Annotated in this window: 19 protein-coding genes; 13 read left to right on the forward strand and 6 right to left on the reverse strand. The window is 73.1% G+C overall.

Annotated features, from left to right (window positions below):
* Positions 1 to 19 precede the first annotated feature (19 nt).
* Together ccrA and F3L20_RS18790 are read left to right on the forward strand one after the other, a co-directional pair.
* Positions 20 to 1249, forward strand: coding sequence for a crotonyl-CoA carboxylase/reductase (gene ccrA, locus F3L20_RS18785; protein ID WP_150155362.1), 1230 nt, complete (start codon positions 20 to 22; stop codon positions 1247 to 1249).
* 66 nt (positions 1250 to 1315) lie between these two features.
* Positions 1316 to 1510 (forward strand): antitoxin, encoded by a 195-nt coding sequence (locus F3L20_RS18790; protein WP_150155363.1) that lies wholly within the window; start codon positions 1316 to 1318, stop codon positions 1508 to 1510.
* 48 nt (positions 1511 to 1558) lie between these two features.
* On the opposite strand, the gene F3L20_RS34755 is transcribed toward F3L20_RS18790, so the two are convergent.
* The 3 genes from F3L20_RS34755 to F3L20_RS18805 all read right to left on the reverse strand — a co-directional run bounded on the left by F3L20_RS34755 (position 1559) and on the right by F3L20_RS18805 (position 4600).
* Positions 1559 to 2278 (reverse strand): enterobactin synthetase, encoded by a 720-nt coding sequence (locus F3L20_RS34755; protein WP_240810693.1) that lies wholly within the window; start codon positions 2276 to 2278, stop codon positions 1559 to 1561.
* A gap of 589 nt (positions 2279 to 2867) precedes the next feature.
* Positions 2868 to 4352, reverse strand: coding sequence for a class I adenylate-forming enzyme family protein (locus tag F3L20_RS18800; RefSeq protein ID WP_150155364.1), 1485 nt, complete (start codon positions 4350 to 4352; stop codon positions 2868 to 2870).
* The gene (locus tag F3L20_RS18805; protein WP_093766589.1) at positions 4352 to 4600 is read right to left on the reverse strand and encodes an acyl carrier protein; all 249 of its coding nucleotides are present in this window, start codon (positions 4598 to 4600) and stop codon (positions 4352 to 4354) included. Before F3L20_RS18805 ends, F3L20_RS18800 begins: the two co-directional genes overlap by 1 nt.
* Before the next feature lie 316 nt (positions 4601 to 4916).
* Here F3L20_RS18805 and paaA point away from each other — a divergent pair, with 316 nt between their 5' ends.
* From paaA to F3L20_RS18860, 11 genes are all read left to right on the forward strand, one after another.
* Positions 4917 to 5939, forward strand: a complete 1023-nt coding sequence (paaA, locus tag F3L20_RS18810) for a 1,2-phenylacetyl-CoA epoxidase subunit PaaA (protein WP_150155365.1) — start codon at positions 4917 to 4919, stop codon at positions 5937 to 5939.
* Entirely contained in the window at positions 5936 to 6247 is a 312-nt protein-coding gene (paaB, locus tag F3L20_RS18815) for a 1,2-phenylacetyl-CoA epoxidase subunit PaaB (protein WP_150155366.1), read from the forward strand. Before paaA ends, paaB begins: the two co-directional genes overlap by 4 nt.
* 10 nt (positions 6248 to 6257) lie before the next feature.
* On the forward strand, positions 6258 to 7049 hold the full coding sequence (gene paaC, locus F3L20_RS18820; RefSeq protein WP_150157407.1) for a 1,2-phenylacetyl-CoA epoxidase subunit PaaC: 792 nt from the start codon (positions 6258 to 6260) through the stop codon (positions 7047 to 7049).
* Positions 7046 to 7558: a 1,2-phenylacetyl-CoA epoxidase subunit PaaD gene (gene paaD, locus F3L20_RS18825; protein ID WP_167534553.1), complete on the forward strand. Its 513-nt coding sequence runs from the start codon at positions 7046 to 7048 to the stop codon at positions 7556 to 7558. The genes paaC and paaD overlap by 4 nt, the downstream gene beginning before the upstream one ends.
* An 8-nt stretch (positions 7559 to 7566) precedes the next feature.
* Entirely contained in the window at positions 7567 to 8691 is a 1125-nt protein-coding gene (locus F3L20_RS18830) for a 2Fe-2S iron-sulfur cluster-binding protein (protein WP_240810694.1), read from the forward strand.
* 38 nt (positions 8692 to 8729) lie between these two features.
* Entirely contained in the window at positions 8730 to 9506 is a 777-nt protein-coding gene (locus F3L20_RS18835) for an SDR family oxidoreductase (protein WP_150155368.1), read from the forward strand.
* A gap of 25 nt (positions 9507 to 9531) precedes the next feature.
* Positions 9532 to 10380 carry a tryptophan 2,3-dioxygenase gene (locus F3L20_RS18840; RefSeq protein WP_150155369.1) on the forward strand — a complete coding sequence of 283 codons (849 nt, stop codon included), beginning with the start codon at positions 9532 to 9534 and terminating at the stop codon, positions 10378 to 10380.
* Complete coding sequence (locus F3L20_RS18845) at positions 10370 to 11218, forward strand: alpha/beta hydrolase family protein (RefSeq protein WP_150155370.1); 849 nt, start codon at positions 10370 to 10372, stop codon at positions 11216 to 11218. Before F3L20_RS18840 ends, F3L20_RS18845 begins: the two co-directional genes overlap by 11 nt.
* A complete protein-coding gene (locus F3L20_RS18850; RefSeq protein WP_150155371.1) occupies positions 11215 to 12474 on the forward strand; it encodes a kynureninase in 1260 nt (419 codons plus the stop codon). The genes F3L20_RS18845 and F3L20_RS18850 overlap by 4 nt, the downstream gene beginning before the upstream one ends.
* A gap of 177 nt (positions 12475 to 12651) precedes the next feature.
* Positions 12652 to 12897 (forward strand): hypothetical protein, encoded by a 246-nt coding sequence (locus tag F3L20_RS18855; protein ID WP_150155372.1) that lies wholly within the window; start codon positions 12652 to 12654, stop codon positions 12895 to 12897.
* On the forward strand, positions 12897 to 13274 hold the full coding sequence (locus F3L20_RS18860) for a fic family toxin-antitoxin system, toxin component (protein ID WP_150155373.1): 378 nt from the start codon (positions 12897 to 12899) through the stop codon (positions 13272 to 13274). Before F3L20_RS18855 ends, F3L20_RS18860 begins: the two co-directional genes overlap by 1 nt.
* 34 nt (positions 13275 to 13308) lie before the next feature.
* Here the strand turns inward: F3L20_RS18860 and pspAB are convergent, their stop codons facing one another.
* The 3 genes from pspAB to F3L20_RS18875 form a co-directional block, all read right to left on the reverse strand.
* Entirely contained in the window at positions 13309 to 13893 is a 585-nt protein-coding gene (gene pspAB, locus F3L20_RS18865) for a PspA-associated protein PspAB (RefSeq protein ID WP_150155374.1), read from the reverse strand.
* 10 nt (positions 13894 to 13903) lie between these two features.
* Complete coding sequence (gene htpX, locus F3L20_RS18870; RefSeq protein WP_150157409.1) at positions 13904 to 14821, reverse strand: zinc metalloprotease HtpX; 918 nt, start codon at positions 14819 to 14821, stop codon at positions 13904 to 13906.
* A gap of 175 nt (positions 14822 to 14996) precedes the next feature.
* Positions 14997 to 15518 carry a DUF664 domain-containing protein gene (locus F3L20_RS18875; RefSeq protein ID WP_431193163.1) on the reverse strand — a complete coding sequence of 174 codons (522 nt, stop codon included), beginning with the start codon at positions 15516 to 15518 and terminating at the stop codon, positions 14997 to 14999.
* Positions 15519 to 15580 lie beyond the last annotated feature (62 nt).

Below are 15580 nucleotides of genomic sequence, written 5' to 3' on the forward strand. Positions count from 1 at the left end.
CGCGTCGAGGAGAACCAGCGTGCGTGCGACCCAGGACCTCTACGAACTCGGCGACGCGCCCGAGATCGGCACCGCCCCGAAGAAGATGTACGCCTCGCTCATCCGCCGTGAGCGCTACGGACAGCCCGTCGACGCCTTCCGCACCGAGGTGGTCGACGTCCCGCCCGTGGGGCGCGGCCAGGTCCTGGTGAAGGTGATGGCGGCCGGCATCAACTACAACAACGTCTGGGCGGCGCTCGGTTCGCCGCTCGACGTGATCGCCGCGCGGCAGAAGGCGGGCGCCACCGAGGACTTCCACATCGGCGGCTCCGACCTGTCCGGGATCGTGTGGGCGGTCGGCGAGGACGTGCGCGGGGTGAAGCTCGGGGACGAGGTGGTCGTCCTCGCCAACCGCTGGGACGAGAAGGCCGAGGACATCCGCCTCGGCGGCGACCCCACCTGGTCCACCAGCCAACGGGTGTGGGGCTATGAGGAGAACTACGGCTCGTTCGCCCAGTTCGCGGTGGTCGACGACTACATGTGCCACCCCAAGCCCGCCCGGCTGTCGTGGGCGGAGGCGGCCTGCTACATGGCGACCGCCGCCACCGCCTACCGCCAGTTGTTCGGCTGGCCGCCGCACACGGTGCGCCCGGGCGACCCGGTGCTGATCTGGGGCGGCGCCGGCGGACTCGGCTGCATCGCCATCCAACTGGTACGGCACGTCGGCGGCATCCCCGTCGCCGTCGTCTCCAGCGAGGAACGCGGGGAGTTCTGCCTCAAGCTGGGCGCCGAGGGCTACATCGACCGGCGGAAGTTCGGCCACTGGGGACGGCTGCCGGACACCTCCGACGACGAGGCCATGGGCCGCTGGCTGTCCGGGGCCCGGGCCTTCGGGCGGGCCTTCTGGGACGTACTGGGCGAGCGCCGCAGCCCGCGCATCGTGCTGGAGCACTCCGGCGCCGACACCATCCCCACGTCCCTGTACCTGTGCGACAACGGCGGCATGGTCGTCCTCTGCGGCGGCACCACCGGCTACAACGGTGACGTCGACCTGCGGTTCCTGTGGATGCGGCAGAAGCGCCTGCAGGGCTCGCACGTCGCCACCGCCCGCGAGGCACGCGAGGTGACGCGGCTGATCGACCAGGGAATCATCGACCCCTGCCTGTCCCGGACCTTCGATTTCGACGAGATCGGCCTTGCGCACCAGCTTATCCACGACAACCGCCACCCGGCAGGGAACATGGCCGCCAGAGTCGGCGACCGCGGGTGATTCACGCCCGGCCAGAGGGGTACCTGCGGCGGGGTACGAGGCACACGCACCCCCGGAGGTACCCCCATGGGCAAGCTGGGCGACATGATGAACAAGGCCAAGCAGATGGCCAAGGGTCACCCCGACCAGGCGGACAAGGGCGTCTCGCACGCCGAGCGCAGGGTCGACGACCGGACGGGCAACAAGTACGACGCCAAGACCGACAAGGCGGCCGACACGGCGCGGCGTTCCTACCGGGACGGCGGCACGCCGGAGCGCTGAACCGATCCGCCGCCCGCCCCCGGTGCGCCGGGGACGGGCGGCGTCCGCTCAGCCGCGCGTACCGGCCCGGCCGGTGACATAGCTGAAAGCTCCCGCACCGACGCGCACGACCCGCACCCGCACGGCATGGGCGGGATCGGCGCGCAGGCACACCCGCAGGCCGTCCCCGCAGGGCGAGACCCGCAACCCGCGCAGACTCCTCTCCGGACCCTCCCGGCCCTCACCCGTCATCACGGTGAGGGCCTTCCACGCCGACTCCTTGGCGGAGAACAACTCCGTCACCGACCAGAGCGCGTCCGCACCGGGCGGCAGCGCCGCCTCCGCGAGCAGGGACTCCTCGTCCTCGCGCAGCACCAGGCGGGCCGCTTCGCGGGGGAGGGGCCGCAGTTCCAGGTCGCAGCCGACCGGCAGGTCCCGGCCGGGGGCACCGGCCACGGCGACGGCGATGCCCGTACTGTGCGAGATCGAAGCGGTCCGGCCCGGCGGGAACACCGGCAGGCGCCCCGACCGGGGAATCTCCCCGCAGTCCAGCCCCACCGCACGCAGGGCCCGCCGGGCGGCCCGCCGGCCGGCCAGGAACTCCAGCCGGCGCCGCGGCGGCATCGCCGCAGCGGCGGCCGCCTCGGCGGGCCCGGCCGGTTCCGGACCCGGCTCCGACACGGCGGCCACGCCCAGCCCGAGCCCGGCAGCAGCCACGAGCGGCCCGAGCGCCACCAGGTCCCCATCGACCGCGGACAGCGCCTCTCCACCACCCGGTCCTGCCCCCACGGACTCCACACCGGCCCGAACCCACGAGGCGGTCGGCCACACGGCAGCCTCGTCGGCCTGCGCCGGCCGCGCGCATTCCACACGTGCCCGGGCCGCCCGCGAGGCCCTCACCACGACACGGCCCGCCCATACGGGCCCTGCAGCGGGCGGGGCTGTCGTCTCGGATTCCGGATCGGGCGCGGCCGGCCACGTGGGTTCCGCAGCGGACGGAGCTGTCGTCTCGGGTTCCGGGTCGGCCGGTGCCGTCCACGCGGGTTCTACAGCGGACGGAGCTGCCGGCTCGGGTTCCGGATCGGGCGCGGCCGTCCACGCGGGTGCTTCACCGGCCTGGGCTGTCCTCGACGGCGATCCAGCCGAGGGCTCCGCACCGGCCTGGGCTGTCCTCGCCGGCGACCCAGAAGCGGGCTCCGCACCGTCCTGCGCGGTCCGCCAGGACTCCGCGTCGGTCTCGGCCGACCCGCCACGCTCCGCTCCGGTTCGCCCGGGCCGTGTGCGTACGGCAGCGGCCCGGGCCGGCCGCGACGGAGACGCCGTGGCCGGCCCGGGCCGCATCGGGTTCCCGGTCATCGCCGTTCGCCGCCCCACGCGCTCACGCCCGCAGCAGCTTCTTGATGATCTTCCCGGCCGGATTGCGCGGCACCTGCTCGATGAACTCGACCCGCCGCGGCCGCTTGTACGGCGCCAGCAGCCCCGCGACATGGGCGAGCAGTTCCGCCGTGCCCGGCTCCGTGCCCGTCTCCGGGACGACGTACGCCAGCGGCACCTCGCCGTAGTCCTCGTCGGGCATGCCGACGACCGCCGCGTCCCGGACCGCCGGGTGGGTCATCAGGGCGCGCTCGATCTCCGAGGGGTACACGTTCTGCCCCGCCCGGATGATCACGTCCTTGGTGCGGTCCACCAGGCTGATGCGGCCCTCCTCGTCCATGAAGCCGAGGTCGCCCGTCCTGATCCACCCCTCCCGGGTGATCTCCCGCGTGGCCTCCGGGTCGTTCCAGTAACCCTGCATGACGCCCGGCCCGCGCACCACGATCTCGCCGATCTCGCCGGGCGGCAGCTCCCGGCCGGTCTCGTCCACGGCGCGGGCGGACATGCCCGGCACGACCCGCCCGCACGGGATGCGGGCGGTGACGTCTCCGGGCGCCGGGTGCTCGTCGGGACCGAGCGTGACGAACGGGCCGCCCACCTCGGTCATGCCGTACACCTGCCGGAAGCCGCACCCGAGCCGCTCCACCGCGTCGGCGTAGACGTCGAGCGGCATCGGGGCAGCCCCGTACAGCACCTCCCGCAGGGAGGACAGGTCGGTGCGCAGGGACGCCTTCGCCTGGAGCATGAAGCGCAGCATCTGCGGCACCAGCCACATGTGGGTGGCGCGGTGCGCCTCCACCGCGGACAGCGCCCGCTGCGGGGTGAACCCGGGCATCAGCACGACCGTCGCGCCGGCCGCCAGGTAGGTCAGGGAGACGACCATGCTGCCGTGGTACAGCGGGCAGCAGTTGACCATGACGATGTCGTCCGTGGGGCGGGCCATCACCAGCCAGCCCAGCGCGATGGCGCGGAACGACGCGCTGTCGACGGTCACCCCCTTGGCCTGCCCGGTGGTCGCCGAGGTGTGCAGCACGGCGATCGGGTCCGTGTCGGCGACGTCCGGCAGGTCCCGCTCGGCGGCCAGCGTGCCCAGCGCCGCGAACGCGGGCTTGTCGAAGGCCACCCGGAGCCGCACCGAGGACGGCAGCCCGGTGTGCCGGTCCAGCAGCTCGGACTCACCGAGGACGGCCACCGCGCCGACGCGCTCGACGATCCCGGCGACCTCGGGCTCGGCCAGACTGTGGTTCAGCGGCACGAAGAGCGCGCCGAGCCGGGCCAGCGCGAAGTAGCTCTCCAGGACCTCGATCCGGTCCTTGGACAGCACGGCCACCCGGTCGCCCCGACGGATCCCCAAGTCGGCCAGACCGTGCGCGAGTTGCAGCGTACGGTCATGCAGTTCGGCCCAGGTGACGCTGCGTTCCTCGTCCACCAGCGCGGTCCGGCCGGGCCGGCACTGACGGTTGCGCTCCAGCAGTTGCGTCAGCCACATCACACACCGCCGCTCGCCCTGGCGGCCGTGCGCTCGGCCACGAAACGCTCGTAGTCACCGATGGTGCGCAACTCCTCCATGTCCTCGGCGGTGATCTCGACGCCGAGCCGCTGCTCGACCAGCAGGACGAGACGTACCAGGTCCCCGGAGTCGATGCCGCTGGCGGCCAGGTCGGCGTCGTCGCCGATCCGGTCGGCGTACTCGACGGTGCCGGTGAGTTCGACCAGCAACTCCCTGATGGTGCTCATGGTTTCCCCTTTCGCCCCGGCGTGCCGGCCGCCGCGGTCCACGACTGTCACCCCGTCAAGAGGCGGCCGCGGCCGATCCCACTCCCCGGGCCTTCCCGTGAGCTTTGTCACGCGCCCGAACCTGACGCGGCGGGGATAGCCGGGCCCCGGCCCCGGCCTCTTACCGCAACGAAGCAACCCGTTCCGCCCGGCCCGCGGTGGGCGGTTTCCCAGCCGAAGGAGTGATGCGCGTGCCCAGGCAGCCGGTACGGGTCCGGGAACGGTGCCCGCAGCACGGCACCGCGGCGACGGTCCCCGGACGCCCGGGCGGTGCCCGGTGACCGCGCCGACCACCACCCCCGCCACCGCGGCCGCATCGGACGAGGACGAGCTGCTCGCCCACTTCGACGCGCTCATCGCCGACGGCGAGACGATCGAACCGCGCGACTGGATGCCCGACGGCTACCGCCGCATGCTGGTCCGTCAGATCGCCCAGCACGCCCACTCCGAGATCATCGGCATGCAGCCCGAGGGTGCCTGGCTCACCCGCGCCCCGTCCCTGCACCGCAAGTCGGTCCTGCTCGCCAAGGTGCAGGACGAGGCGGGCCACGGCCTGTACCTGTACTCCGCGGCCGAGACGCTCGGCGTGGACCGCGCCGACCTGCTGGACGCCCTGCACCACGGCCGCCAGCGCGCCTCGGCCACCTTCAACCATCCCGCGCTGACCTGGGCGGACACCGGCGCCATCGCCTGGCTGACGGACGGCGCGGCCGTCATCAACCAGGCCCCCCTGTGCCGCACCTCCTACGGGCCCTACGCGCGGGCCATGCGCCGCGTCTGCCAGGAGGAGGCCTTCCACGTGCGGCAGGGCTACGACCTGATGCGCGCCCTGTGCGAGGGGACGCCGGAGCAGAAGGAGATGGCACAGGACGCGGTGAACCGCTGGTGGCTGCCGGCGGTGGCGCTGATGTTCGGACCGCCCGACACCGAGGCGGGCGGCGCCGACGCGCGCACCGCCGCGCTGGGAGCGGCGGTCTCCCGCCGAGCGATGGCCTGGGGCATCAAGCGCCACACCAACGACGAGCTGCGCCAGCGTTTCGTCGACACCTGCGTCCCGCAGGCCGAGCGCCTCGGCCTGACGCTGCCCGACCCGGCGATCCGCTGGAACGAGGAGCGCGGCCACTACGACTTCACGCCCGTCGACTGGGACACCTACCGCACAGCCCTGGGCGACGACACCCACTGGGCGCGCCGGCGCATCGCGAACCGGCTGGCCGCGCACGAGGACGGCGCCTGGGTCCGGGAGGCCGCCGTGGCGTACGCCGCGAGGACGGACGAGCCCGCGGGAGCGGCCGTATGAGCACGGCACGGGAAGGCGCGCCTGCTTCCTGGGAGGTGTTCCTGCGGGCCCGCAGGGGCCTGGCCCATCAGCACGTGGGGTCGGTGCGCGCCGCCGGCCCGGACGCGGCCCTGGCCGCCGCCCGCGATCTGTACACACGGCGCGGCGAGCCCCTGTCGCTGTGGGTGGTCCGCTCCGACGCCCTGCACACGGCCTCCCCGGACGAACGCGACCCGTACTTCGCGGGCGCCCGCCACAAGCCGTACCGCTACCCCGAGCACTACGCGCCGCTGACCGAGAAAGGCCCCGAAGGTGAGCACCACGAGTGACGTCACGGCGGTGCGCCCCGGCTCCCCGCCGGGCGAGCCGACGTCCGCCGCCGATCCCGACCTCGCCCGGCACCTGACCTGCCTCGGCGACGACGCCCTCGTCCTCGCACAGCGGCTGTGCCAGTGGATCACCCGCGCGCCGACCATCGACGAGGACCTGGCCCTGTCCAACATCGCCCTCGACCTCATCGGCCACGCCCGCACGCTTCTCTCCCGCGCCGGCCGCCTCGACGGGACCGGCCGCAGCGAGGACGACCTCGCCTACACCCGCTCCGAGCGCGAGTTCACCAACGCCCTGCTGACCGAACTCCCCAATGGGGACTTCGCCGTGACCGTGGCCCGGCAACTCGCCTACACCCACTACGCCGTCCTGCACTACGAGGCGCTGGCGCACTGCACCGACCCCGATGTCGCCGCGTTCGGCGTCCGCGCCGCCAAGGAGGTCGCCTTCCACCGGCTGCACGCCGACCGCTGGACGGTGACACTGGGACGCGGCACGCCGGAGAGCACCCGCCGCATGCAGCGGGCCCTGGAGCGGGTGTGGCCCTACACCGGCGAACTCTTCGAGGAGAACGACGTCCTGCGCCGCCTGGCCGCGTCCGGCATCGTGCCCTCACCGGCAGCGCTGCACGACACCTGGCTCGCCCGCGTCACCGAGGTCGTCACCGAGGCGGAACTCGCCGTGCCCGCTCCCAGCTGGTCGGCCACCGGCGGCCGTTCGGGCCTGCACACCGAGGAGTTCGGCCCGCTGATCGCGGAACTGCAGTCCGTGCGGCGACAGTTCCCCGGAGGCACCTGGTGAGCGGGCACGCACCGGTCACGGCCCGCCTCCGCGCCGAGGAGGTGCGCGAGCGGGTGGCCGCGCTTCCGGACCCGGAACTGCCGGTGATCGGCCTCGGCGACCTCGGCGTGGTGCACTCCGTCGCTCCCGGCGCCGACGGCGTGCTGGAGGTGGAGATCACGCCCACCTACCTGGGCTGCCCCGCGCTGCCCGAGATCACCGCGGCGGTACGGGACGTCCTGACCGCCTGCGGTCACCCCGACGGCCGCGTCCGGCAGGTCCTCACGCCTGCCTGGACGACGGACCGCATCACCCCCGAAGGACGTCGCGCACTCGCCGCGCACGGCATCGCCCCACCCGTGTCCCCGGCGCCCGACGGCCCGGTCCCCGTCGCACTGGGCGCGGTGCCCTGCCCGCACTGCGGCTCGACGGCCACCCGGCCGCACAGCGACTTCGGGCCGTCCCGTTGCCAGTCGGTGCTGTGGTGCACGGCGTGCCGCGAGCCCTTCCCCCACCTGACCGCGCTGTGAGGCACACCGTGAACACCGCCCCGCCCGCCCTGCGCGACCAGGCGCCGGCCGGTCCGCGCCACCGCACCGGCCGGCACACACTCGACGTCACGGAGGTCCGGCACCTGGCTGCCGACACGGTGGCCGTCACCCTCCACGTGCCCGCCGACCTGCGCGACGTCTTCGCCCACCACCCCGGCCAGCACGTCGTCGTCCGTCACCGCCGGGACGGTTCCGAACTGCGCCGCAGCTACTCGATCTGCCCGCCACCGCACACACCCGGGGCACTCCGCCTGGTGATCAAGAGGTCCGGTCCCGGCGGCTTCGGCGACCACGCCACCACCCGGCTCGCACCGGGCGCCCGTCTCGAACTCTCCCCGCCCACCGGTAGCTTCGCCCTGCCGAAGCTGCCGGGCGCCCACCACCTCCTCCTCGCGGGCGGCACCGGCATCACCCCGCTGGCCCCGATGGCCGCCCACGCCCTACGCCGGGACCCGGCCTGCCGTGTCAGCCTCGTGCACTCGGTCCGCACCTCCGCCGACGCCGTGCTGGCCGACGAACTGGCCCAGGTCAAGGACGAGTTCCTGGACCGCTTCACCGTCCTGTACGTGCTGACCCGGGAGGACCGGGGGAGCGGGCCGCTCGCCCGGCGGCTGGACGCGTCCGGGGTGCGCCGGCTGCTGGCGGCCGTGGACGCCCGCCCGGGCCCGGAGACCACGTTCGCCCTGTGCGGACCGCCCGGCCTCGTCGCCACCGCACGGCGCGTCCTGGCCGACTCGGGAGCCGACCCGTCGCTCGTCCGCTGGGAGCTGTTCACGGCCGACGGCACGCAGCCGGTGCCGCCGGAGCATGCCGGGCGGGCACCCGGGGCGGGGGAGTACCGGGTCACCGCCCTCCTCGACGGGCGCCGCCGGGCCGCCACCGTGCTGCCGGACGACCCGGCCCTGCTCGACGCGCTGCTGCGCAGCCACCCCGACGTGCCGTACGCCTGCCGTGAGGGCGTCTGCGGCAGTTGCCGCGCGAAGGTCCTGTCCGGACAGGTGACGGCGGACCGTGAGCACGCCCTGGACGAACGGGACCGCGCCGCCGGCTACACGCTCGTCTGCCGCGCGAGGCCCCGCACCCCCGAGCTCGTCCTCGACTTCGACGCCTGACCCCGCCCGCCACGCCCCCTTCAGCGAAGGAGACCACGATGACCGCCACCGACCGCCACGCGGGAAAGACCGCCCTGGTCACCGGAGGCAGCCGCGGCATCGGCCGAGCCATCAGCCACCGCCTCGCCCGCGAGGGCGCCCTCGTGGCGGTCCACTACGGCCACGACCTGACGGCCGCCGAGCGGACCGTCAAGGAGATCCAGGCCGACGGCGGCCGCGCCTTCCCCGTACACGCCGAACTCGGCGTCCCCGGCGACGCCGACACCCTGTGGGCCGCCTTCGACGAGGCCCTGGCGGACCAGGACACCCCGGCCCGCCTGGACATCCTCGTCAACAACGCGGGCATCACCGTCCCCCGCCCCATCGCCCAGGTGACCGAAGCCGACTACGACCGCGCCTTCGCCATCAACACCAAGGCGCCGTTCTTCATCATCCAGCGCGGACTGGACCGCCTCAGGGACGGCGGCAGGATCATCAACATCTCGTCCGTCGCGACCCGTATCGCCTTCCCGCCGATCGTCTCCTACACCATGACCAAGGCCGCCCTGGACTACCTCACCCTCTCCCTGGCCCAGGAACTCGGTCCCCGGGGCATCACCGTCAACGCCGTCGCACCCGGCTACACCGAGACGGAGATCAACCCCACCCTCGCCGTACCGGAGATCCGCCGCCGCTACTCCGAGGCCTCCACGTTCGGCCGGCTCGGCGACCCGGCGGACATCGCGGACGTCGTCTCCTTCGTGGCGAGCGACGACGCCCGCTGGGTGACCGGCCAGTGGATCGACGCCTCCGGCGGCGCCCACCTCGGTGTGTGACCCGTCCACACCTCTAGGAGAAGTGATGAACGACCGCACGACCACCCTCGACGGGCCGGCCACGGACGACACCCTGACCCGCCCCTTCGAGGGCGCAAGCCCCTACGACACGTACGTGCACGCGTCCGTCCTCAACACACTGCAGCACCCGCTCACCGAGGCCCCGGACGAGATGGGCTTCCTCGTCACCACCCAGGTGATGGAACTGTGGTTCACCCTCATCGTGCACGAGTGGCGCACCGCCAAGGTCGCCTTCGCCAAGGACGACCTGCCCGCCGCCATGGACGCGCTGGTGCGCAGCCGCCGCGCGCTGACCGCCCTGGGCGGCGCCTGGGCGCCCATCGCCGCCCTGACCCCCGCCCAGTTCAACGGCTTCCGTGCCGCGTTCGGCCGGGCGTCGGGCTTCCAGTCGGCGATGTACCGGCACATGGAGTTCCTCCTCGGTGACAAGTCCGCCGGACTGCTGCGCGCCCACCGCGGCGACCCGGCCGTCCACGAGGCGCTCGGCGAGACCTACCGCGAACCGTCCCTGTACGACGAGGTGCTGGCCTACCTCCACCGCCAGGGCCTCCCCGTCCCGCACCACGTCCGCGAACGGGACGTGACCAGCCCCTACGACGGCGACCCGGGCGTGGTGGAGACCTGGCGGCGCGTCTACGCCGGACCGCAGCACCACCCCCACCTCGCACTCGGCGAACTGCTCACCGACATCGCCGAACTCGTCACCCGCTGGCGCTTCGACCACGTCCTGGTGGTCCGCCGGGCCATGGGAGCCAGACCCGGCAGCGCCGGATCGGCCGGGCTCGCCTGGCTGGAGCAGCGGGCGGCCCGGCCGGTCTTCCCCGAACTGTGGGAGGTGCGCGGTGACGTCTAGGACGATCTCCGCCTTCGCGGCCGAGGAGGAGCAGCGGGTCCTGAGCCTGAAGCCGGTCCTGGCACCGGTCCACGGCCGCTACGGGGACCACCCCCACCAGTCCTACGACGCCTGGCCGTCCGAGGACCCCGACGCCCCGCTGGTGATCCTGCTGCACGGCGGCTACTGGCGCTACGACCGGATGCACCTGACCCCCTTCGCGGCCTGGCTCTCCTCGCAGGGCTTCAGCGTGCTGCTCCCGGGCTTCCGCCGGTCCGGCGGCGCGGGCGGCTACCCCGAGACCTTCGACGACATCGCCCGCATCGTGGACACGCTGCCCGAGGGGCGGCCCTACGTCCTGGCCGGCCACTGCTCCGGCGGGCACCTGGCCCTGTGGTGCGCCGCCCGCGGCCTGCTGCCGCCCGGCTCCCGCTGGCACACCCGCACCCTGCCGACGAGCGTGCTCGCCCTCGCGCCGATCACCGACCTCACCGCCACCCGCCGCGACCGCCTCAGCAACGACGCCGCCCTGCAACTCCTCGGCGGCGAGGAGCACTTCACCGAACGGCTGGCCGAGGTCGACCCCCTCACCCTGCTGCGCGACGCCGGGACCACCGGTGTCCCCACCGTGCTGCTGCACGGCGCCGCCGACGAAGAGGTCCCGCTCACCCAGTTCAGCGACTACGCGGCCGTGCACCGGGACCTCAGGACGGTCGTCCTGCCCGGCACCGGCCACTACACCCTCATCGAACCCGGAGCACCCGGCGCCCACGCGGTCGCCGACACCCTCCGGGACATGGCGGCCGCCTCCACCCCGGCGGGCGCCGGCCGCTCGGGCGAGGAGGCCCCACACCGATGACCACCGCACTCTCGGACGCCACCGCCCTGCGCGAGCAGGCCGCACGGCTCGACGCCGACGACCCCCTGGCCCCCGTCCGTGAACGCTTCCTGCTCCCACCGGACGTCGTCTACCTCGACGGCAACTCCCTGGGCCCGCTGCCCGCCGCCGTGCCGGCGGCCCTGGACGACGTCGTACGGCGCCAGTGGGGCACCGCACTCATCGGCTCCTGGAACGCGGCCGGCTGGTGGCAGGCGCCGCTGCGCGTGGGCGACACCATCGGCACACTCATCGGAGCCGCGCCGGGGCAGACGGTCGCCGGCGACTCCACCAGCGTGCAGTTGTTCACCGCGCTCGACGCCGCCGCCGCGCTCCGCCCGGACCGCCCGCTGCTGGTCACCGACCCCAGGCACTTCCCCACCGACCGCTACCTCGCCGACGCGGTCGCCCGCCGCCGGGGCCTTCAGGTGCGGCACGTACCGCCGCCGGACCTCCCGCACTTCCTCGCCACCGAGGGCCCCCGGGTCGCCGTCTTCAGCTACTCGCCCGTCGACTTCCGCACCGGCGAGCTGTACGACATGCGGGCGCTGACCCGGGCCGCCCACGACGCCGGCGCCCTCGCTCTGTGGGATCTGTGCCACGCCGCCGGCGCCCTGCCCCTGGAGGTCGACGCCCTCGGCGTGGACCTGGCGGTCGGCTGCGGCTACAAGTTCCTCTCCGGCGGCCCGGGCGCCCCCGCCTTCCTCTACGTGGCACAGCGCCACCACGCCGCGCTCGAGACGCCGCTGCCCGGCTGGACCGGCCACGCCGACCCGTTCGCCCTGGCACGGGACTACACACCCGCGCCCGGCATCGCCCGGGCCCGCATCGGAACCCCGCCCATCCTGTCCCTGCTCGCCCTCGAAGCGGCCCTCACCGCCTTCGACAGCGTCGACCTGCACCAGGTGCGTGCCAAGAGCCTGTCCCTCACCGGCTTCCTCCTGCGCTGCGCGGACGAACTCCTGGCGCCCCTCGGCTTCACCTCGGTCACCCCGTCCGACCCCGGCCGCCGCGGCAGTCAGGTCACTCTGCGCCACCCCCACGCCCACGGACTGGCCGTCGCCCTGGCCGGGCGCGGTGTCGTGGCCGACATGCGCGTGCCCGACCTGCTCCGCTTCGGCGTCAACGCCCTCTTCACCAGCCACGGGGATCTGCTGACCGCCGCCTCGCGCCTGCGTGACCTCACCCTGGAGGGCGCGTACGACCCGGCCCCTCCCAGCGCGGGACCGGTCACCTGAGCGGGTCGTCACGAGGCGGCTGCCGCGACGTCCAGGCCGGGCGGACAGGCGGAAGCTCCGCGTGGGCGAGTCGTCGTACGGACGCCGCACCGGTCGCACACCGTTCGCCGAACCTCATCGACGGGGATCGGCCGCATGTCCTTTTCGACCCGCGGTAACAGCTGTTACCATGCGGGCATGGCCAAGACGCAACTGGGTGCACGGGTGGACGAGGACGTCGCGGAGCTCGCGAAGAAGCGCGCCGCCGACCTGGGTCTGAGTATCGGGGACTATCTCGCCCGGCTGGTGCAGGACGACGCCAGCGGTCTGCGTGAACGCGCGGTGGACGCCGCCGCCCGCTTCCTCTCCGAGCACCAGACGATCTTCGACGGCGCCGAAGATGCCCAGCAGCCGCGGAGCGCTCGGGGAGCGCACGCCGCCTGATGAATCTGAACATCGACGTCCCCTGGATCCTGCAGGTCGCCGAAGCCGCCGGCGTGAACGATCCGGCCCCCGACGACTACGGCGTCCCTGTGTCGGCGGTCGCCCGCCACCGCGCCGTGCTCTTCGAACAATCCGTCTACGACGGCCCCTACGCCAAGGCCGCTGCACTGGTACACACCCTGGGCCGCTGCCGCTGGCTGGAACGCTCCAACATGGCCGTCGCCGCCGCCACCGGTGTCATGTACCTCGAGGCCGCCGGGATCACGGTCAAACCCACTCGGGAGAACGCCGTGGCCCTCAAGGACCTCCTCCTGGACCCGGCCTGCACCGCCGGGAAGATCGCCGCCCTGCTGCGGACCTGGCCCACCGCCACCTGAGAAGCCCGGTGACCCACCGCGCCCTGGTGCGGGCTCACTCCCACAGCCCCGGTGCGCCCCACACCGGAAACCAGCGGCCCAGGTCACCCTCTACGGGCAGCTCCCCGGCGAGCACCGCCCGGATCCGCAGCTCCAGTACGTTGTCCCGTCGCTGGCGGTCGCCGGGTAGTGGGGCGAAGGGGTAGAACGTGCCGCGTTTGTACAGGTAGACCAGCGCGACGCGGCGTCCGCCGTCGTCACGGAAGCCGGCCAGTGAGCAGAGGAGCTGCGGTCCAAAACCGCCGGCCTCCAGCTCCGTGTTCACCGCGTGCACGTCGTTCACCAGGAGCGACAGCTCGTCGGGTGAACGACGTGAGACGAGCCAGGAGTATCCGTAGGAGTCGCGGCTCAGCTCGACCGGGACCCGGCCGACGTCCGCGTCCAGCAGGGCGCGGACCTCGCGGTGCGTCTGCTCGAAGGCCGCGCCCTCGACCGTCGCGAAGCACACGGCACCGTGGCCGGTGGGCCGGAAACCGGTCGCGGCCTCCAGGCTCACCGCCGCTGAGGGCAGCGCGAAGAGCCGGTCGAGGTCCGGTCCCACGGCCCTGGTCCGGCCGAGCAGGATGTCGAGCAGCCTCATGGCCGGCCGCTCAGGGGTTTCCGGGCAGTGCCGCCTCGCCCAGCTCCGCGGAGATACGGCCGAGCTGGTCGAGCCGTTGCTCCAAGCTGGGATGGGTGGCGAACAGCCGTCCGAGGCCCGGATCGGCGCCGAAAGCGGGGGTGAAGTAGAAGGCGTTGAAAGCCTGAGCCGTGCGCAAATCCTGGGTTGGTATCCGGGCGATGTCGCCGGTCACCTTCGTGAGCGCGGACGCCAGCTCCGAGGGCCGCCCGGTGAGCAGGGCGGCGGCCCGGTCCGCCGCCAGTTCCCGGTACCGGGACAAGGCCCGCACCAGCAAGAAGCTGAGCGTGTACACCGCCGCGGAGACGCCCATGACGATCGCGAGCAGCGCCACGGTGTTCTGGTCCCGCCGGCCGCCGCCGAAGAGCTGCGAGTAGAAGGCGAACCGCACGAGCAGTCCCGCGACCACGCCCAGGAAGGACGCGATCGTGACCACGGCGACATCCTTGTGCGCCACGTGCGACAGCTCGTGCGCGAGCACGCCCTCCAGCTCGGCGGGCTCCAGCCGCCGCAGCAGGCCGGTCGTCACGCAGATCACGGCCTTGTCCGGGGTCCGGCCCGTCGCGAACGCGTTCGGCATGTCCATCGACGACACGGCGACCACCGGTTTCGGCATGTCGGCCAGCACCGACAGCCGGTCGACCACGCCGTGCAGCTCCGGGTAGTCGTCCCGGTCGACGACCCGGCCGCGCATCGCGAACAGCGCGATCCGGTCGGAGAACCAGTACTGCGCCCCGAACAGCAGAGCCACGATCACCACGACCAGCACCCAGGACTTCAGCAGCACGATCAGCGCCGCGACGAACCCCACGTACAGCAGACCGAGCAGGAACAGCGTGACACCCATCCGCACGGTCAGCCCCCGGTCGTCCCGGAAACGGCTGCGCATCTGCACCACCTCGCAGTCGGGCATGCCCGATGTCCAGTGTGCACCCGCTCTGTCCGGACTTCCCGCCGCCCGCTGGATCACCGAGGACCGACGCGACACCCGCTGAGAGACGCAGCGCTCCGAGGGCTTCGAAGCCGTAGCCGTAGTCCCAGCCGCCGACGGGACCCGCTGATGCTCAGGTGAGGACCAGCCAGCGGCGGCCGTCGATCAGCTCTCGAGCTGCGTCCAGGTGACCTGCATGGCACGCAGTCTCGGTGATGACATGCAGCAGAACGTCGCGCACGGTGTGCAGGTGCGGTTCACCGAACAGATCGCGGGGCCACCAGGCCAATGCGGCGTCGGCAGGGGCAGCGGCGACGACGGCATCAGCCAGTTCCGCCTCCCGGCGATAAAGGTCGAGTACTTCACTGACCGGTACGTCCGGGGCCACCCTCCACGCTTCGTCGCCGCTCGTCAGGCCATGAATGACCTCCTCGTCCCCGGCCACGACTGCGCGGAACCAGAACCGCTCCACATCGAGCGCCAGGTGTTGGACCAGCCCCAGGCAGTGCCATCCGGAGGGCAGCACGGGCCGTCGAAGATCCTTGGCGTCGAGTCCGTCAAGGATGCCGAGCACGTGGCGTCGCTGTCCGTCCAGGACCCGAAAAAGCGCCCTCAGCTCACTGTCTGAAACGGTATCGCTCAAACTTTCGGTCACGATCACAAGGATCCCCGAATCCCTTCGGCTGCGCGGGGAGTTCTCCCATAGTCACCGTCCTG

The organism is Streptomyces tendae (assembly GCF_008632955.1).
In the GTDB taxonomy this organism is placed as follows: domain Bacteria; phylum Actinomycetota; class Actinomycetes; order Streptomycetales; family Streptomycetaceae; genus Streptomyces.

Coding starts and splice junctions, on each gene's coding strand:
- F3L20_RS18790 (WP_150155363.1), top strand. CDS start 1,316: ATGGGCAAGCTGGGCGACATGATGAACAAGGCCAAGCAGATGGCCAAG.
- F3L20_RS18805 (WP_093766589.1), bottom strand. CDS start 4,600: ATGAGCACCATCAGGGAGTTGCTGGTCGAACTCACCGGCACCGTCGAG.
- htpX (WP_150157409.1), bottom strand. CDS start 14,821: ATGCGCAGCCGTTTCCGGGACGACCGGGGGCTGACCGTGCGGATGGGT.
- F3L20_RS18855 (WP_150155372.1), top strand. CDS start 12,652: ATGGCCAAGACGCAACTGGGTGCACGGGTGGACGAGGACGTCGCGGAG.
- paaB (WP_150155366.1), top strand. CDS start 5,936: ATGAGCACGGCACGGGAAGGCGCGCCTGCTTCCTGGGAGGTGTTCCTG.
- F3L20_RS18835 (WP_150155368.1), top strand. CDS start 8,730: ATGACCGCCACCGACCGCCACGCGGGAAAGACCGCCCTGGTCACCGGA.
- F3L20_RS18800 (WP_150155364.1), bottom strand. CDS start 4,352: ATGTGGCTGACGCAACTGCTGGAGCGCAACCGTCAGTGCCGGCCCGGC.
- pspAB (WP_150155374.1), bottom strand. CDS start 13,893: ATGAGGCTGCTCGACATCCTGCTCGGCCGGACCAGGGCCGTGGGACCG.
- F3L20_RS18850 (WP_150155371.1), top strand. CDS start 11,215: ATGACCACCGCACTCTCGGACGCCACCGCCCTGCGCGAGCAGGCCGCA.
- F3L20_RS18860 (WP_150155373.1), top strand. CDS start 12,897: ATGAATCTGAACATCGACGTCCCCTGGATCCTGCAGGTCGCCGAAGCC.
- F3L20_RS18840 (WP_150155369.1), top strand. CDS start 9,532: ATGAACGACCGCACGACCACCCTCGACGGGCCGGCCACGGACGACACC.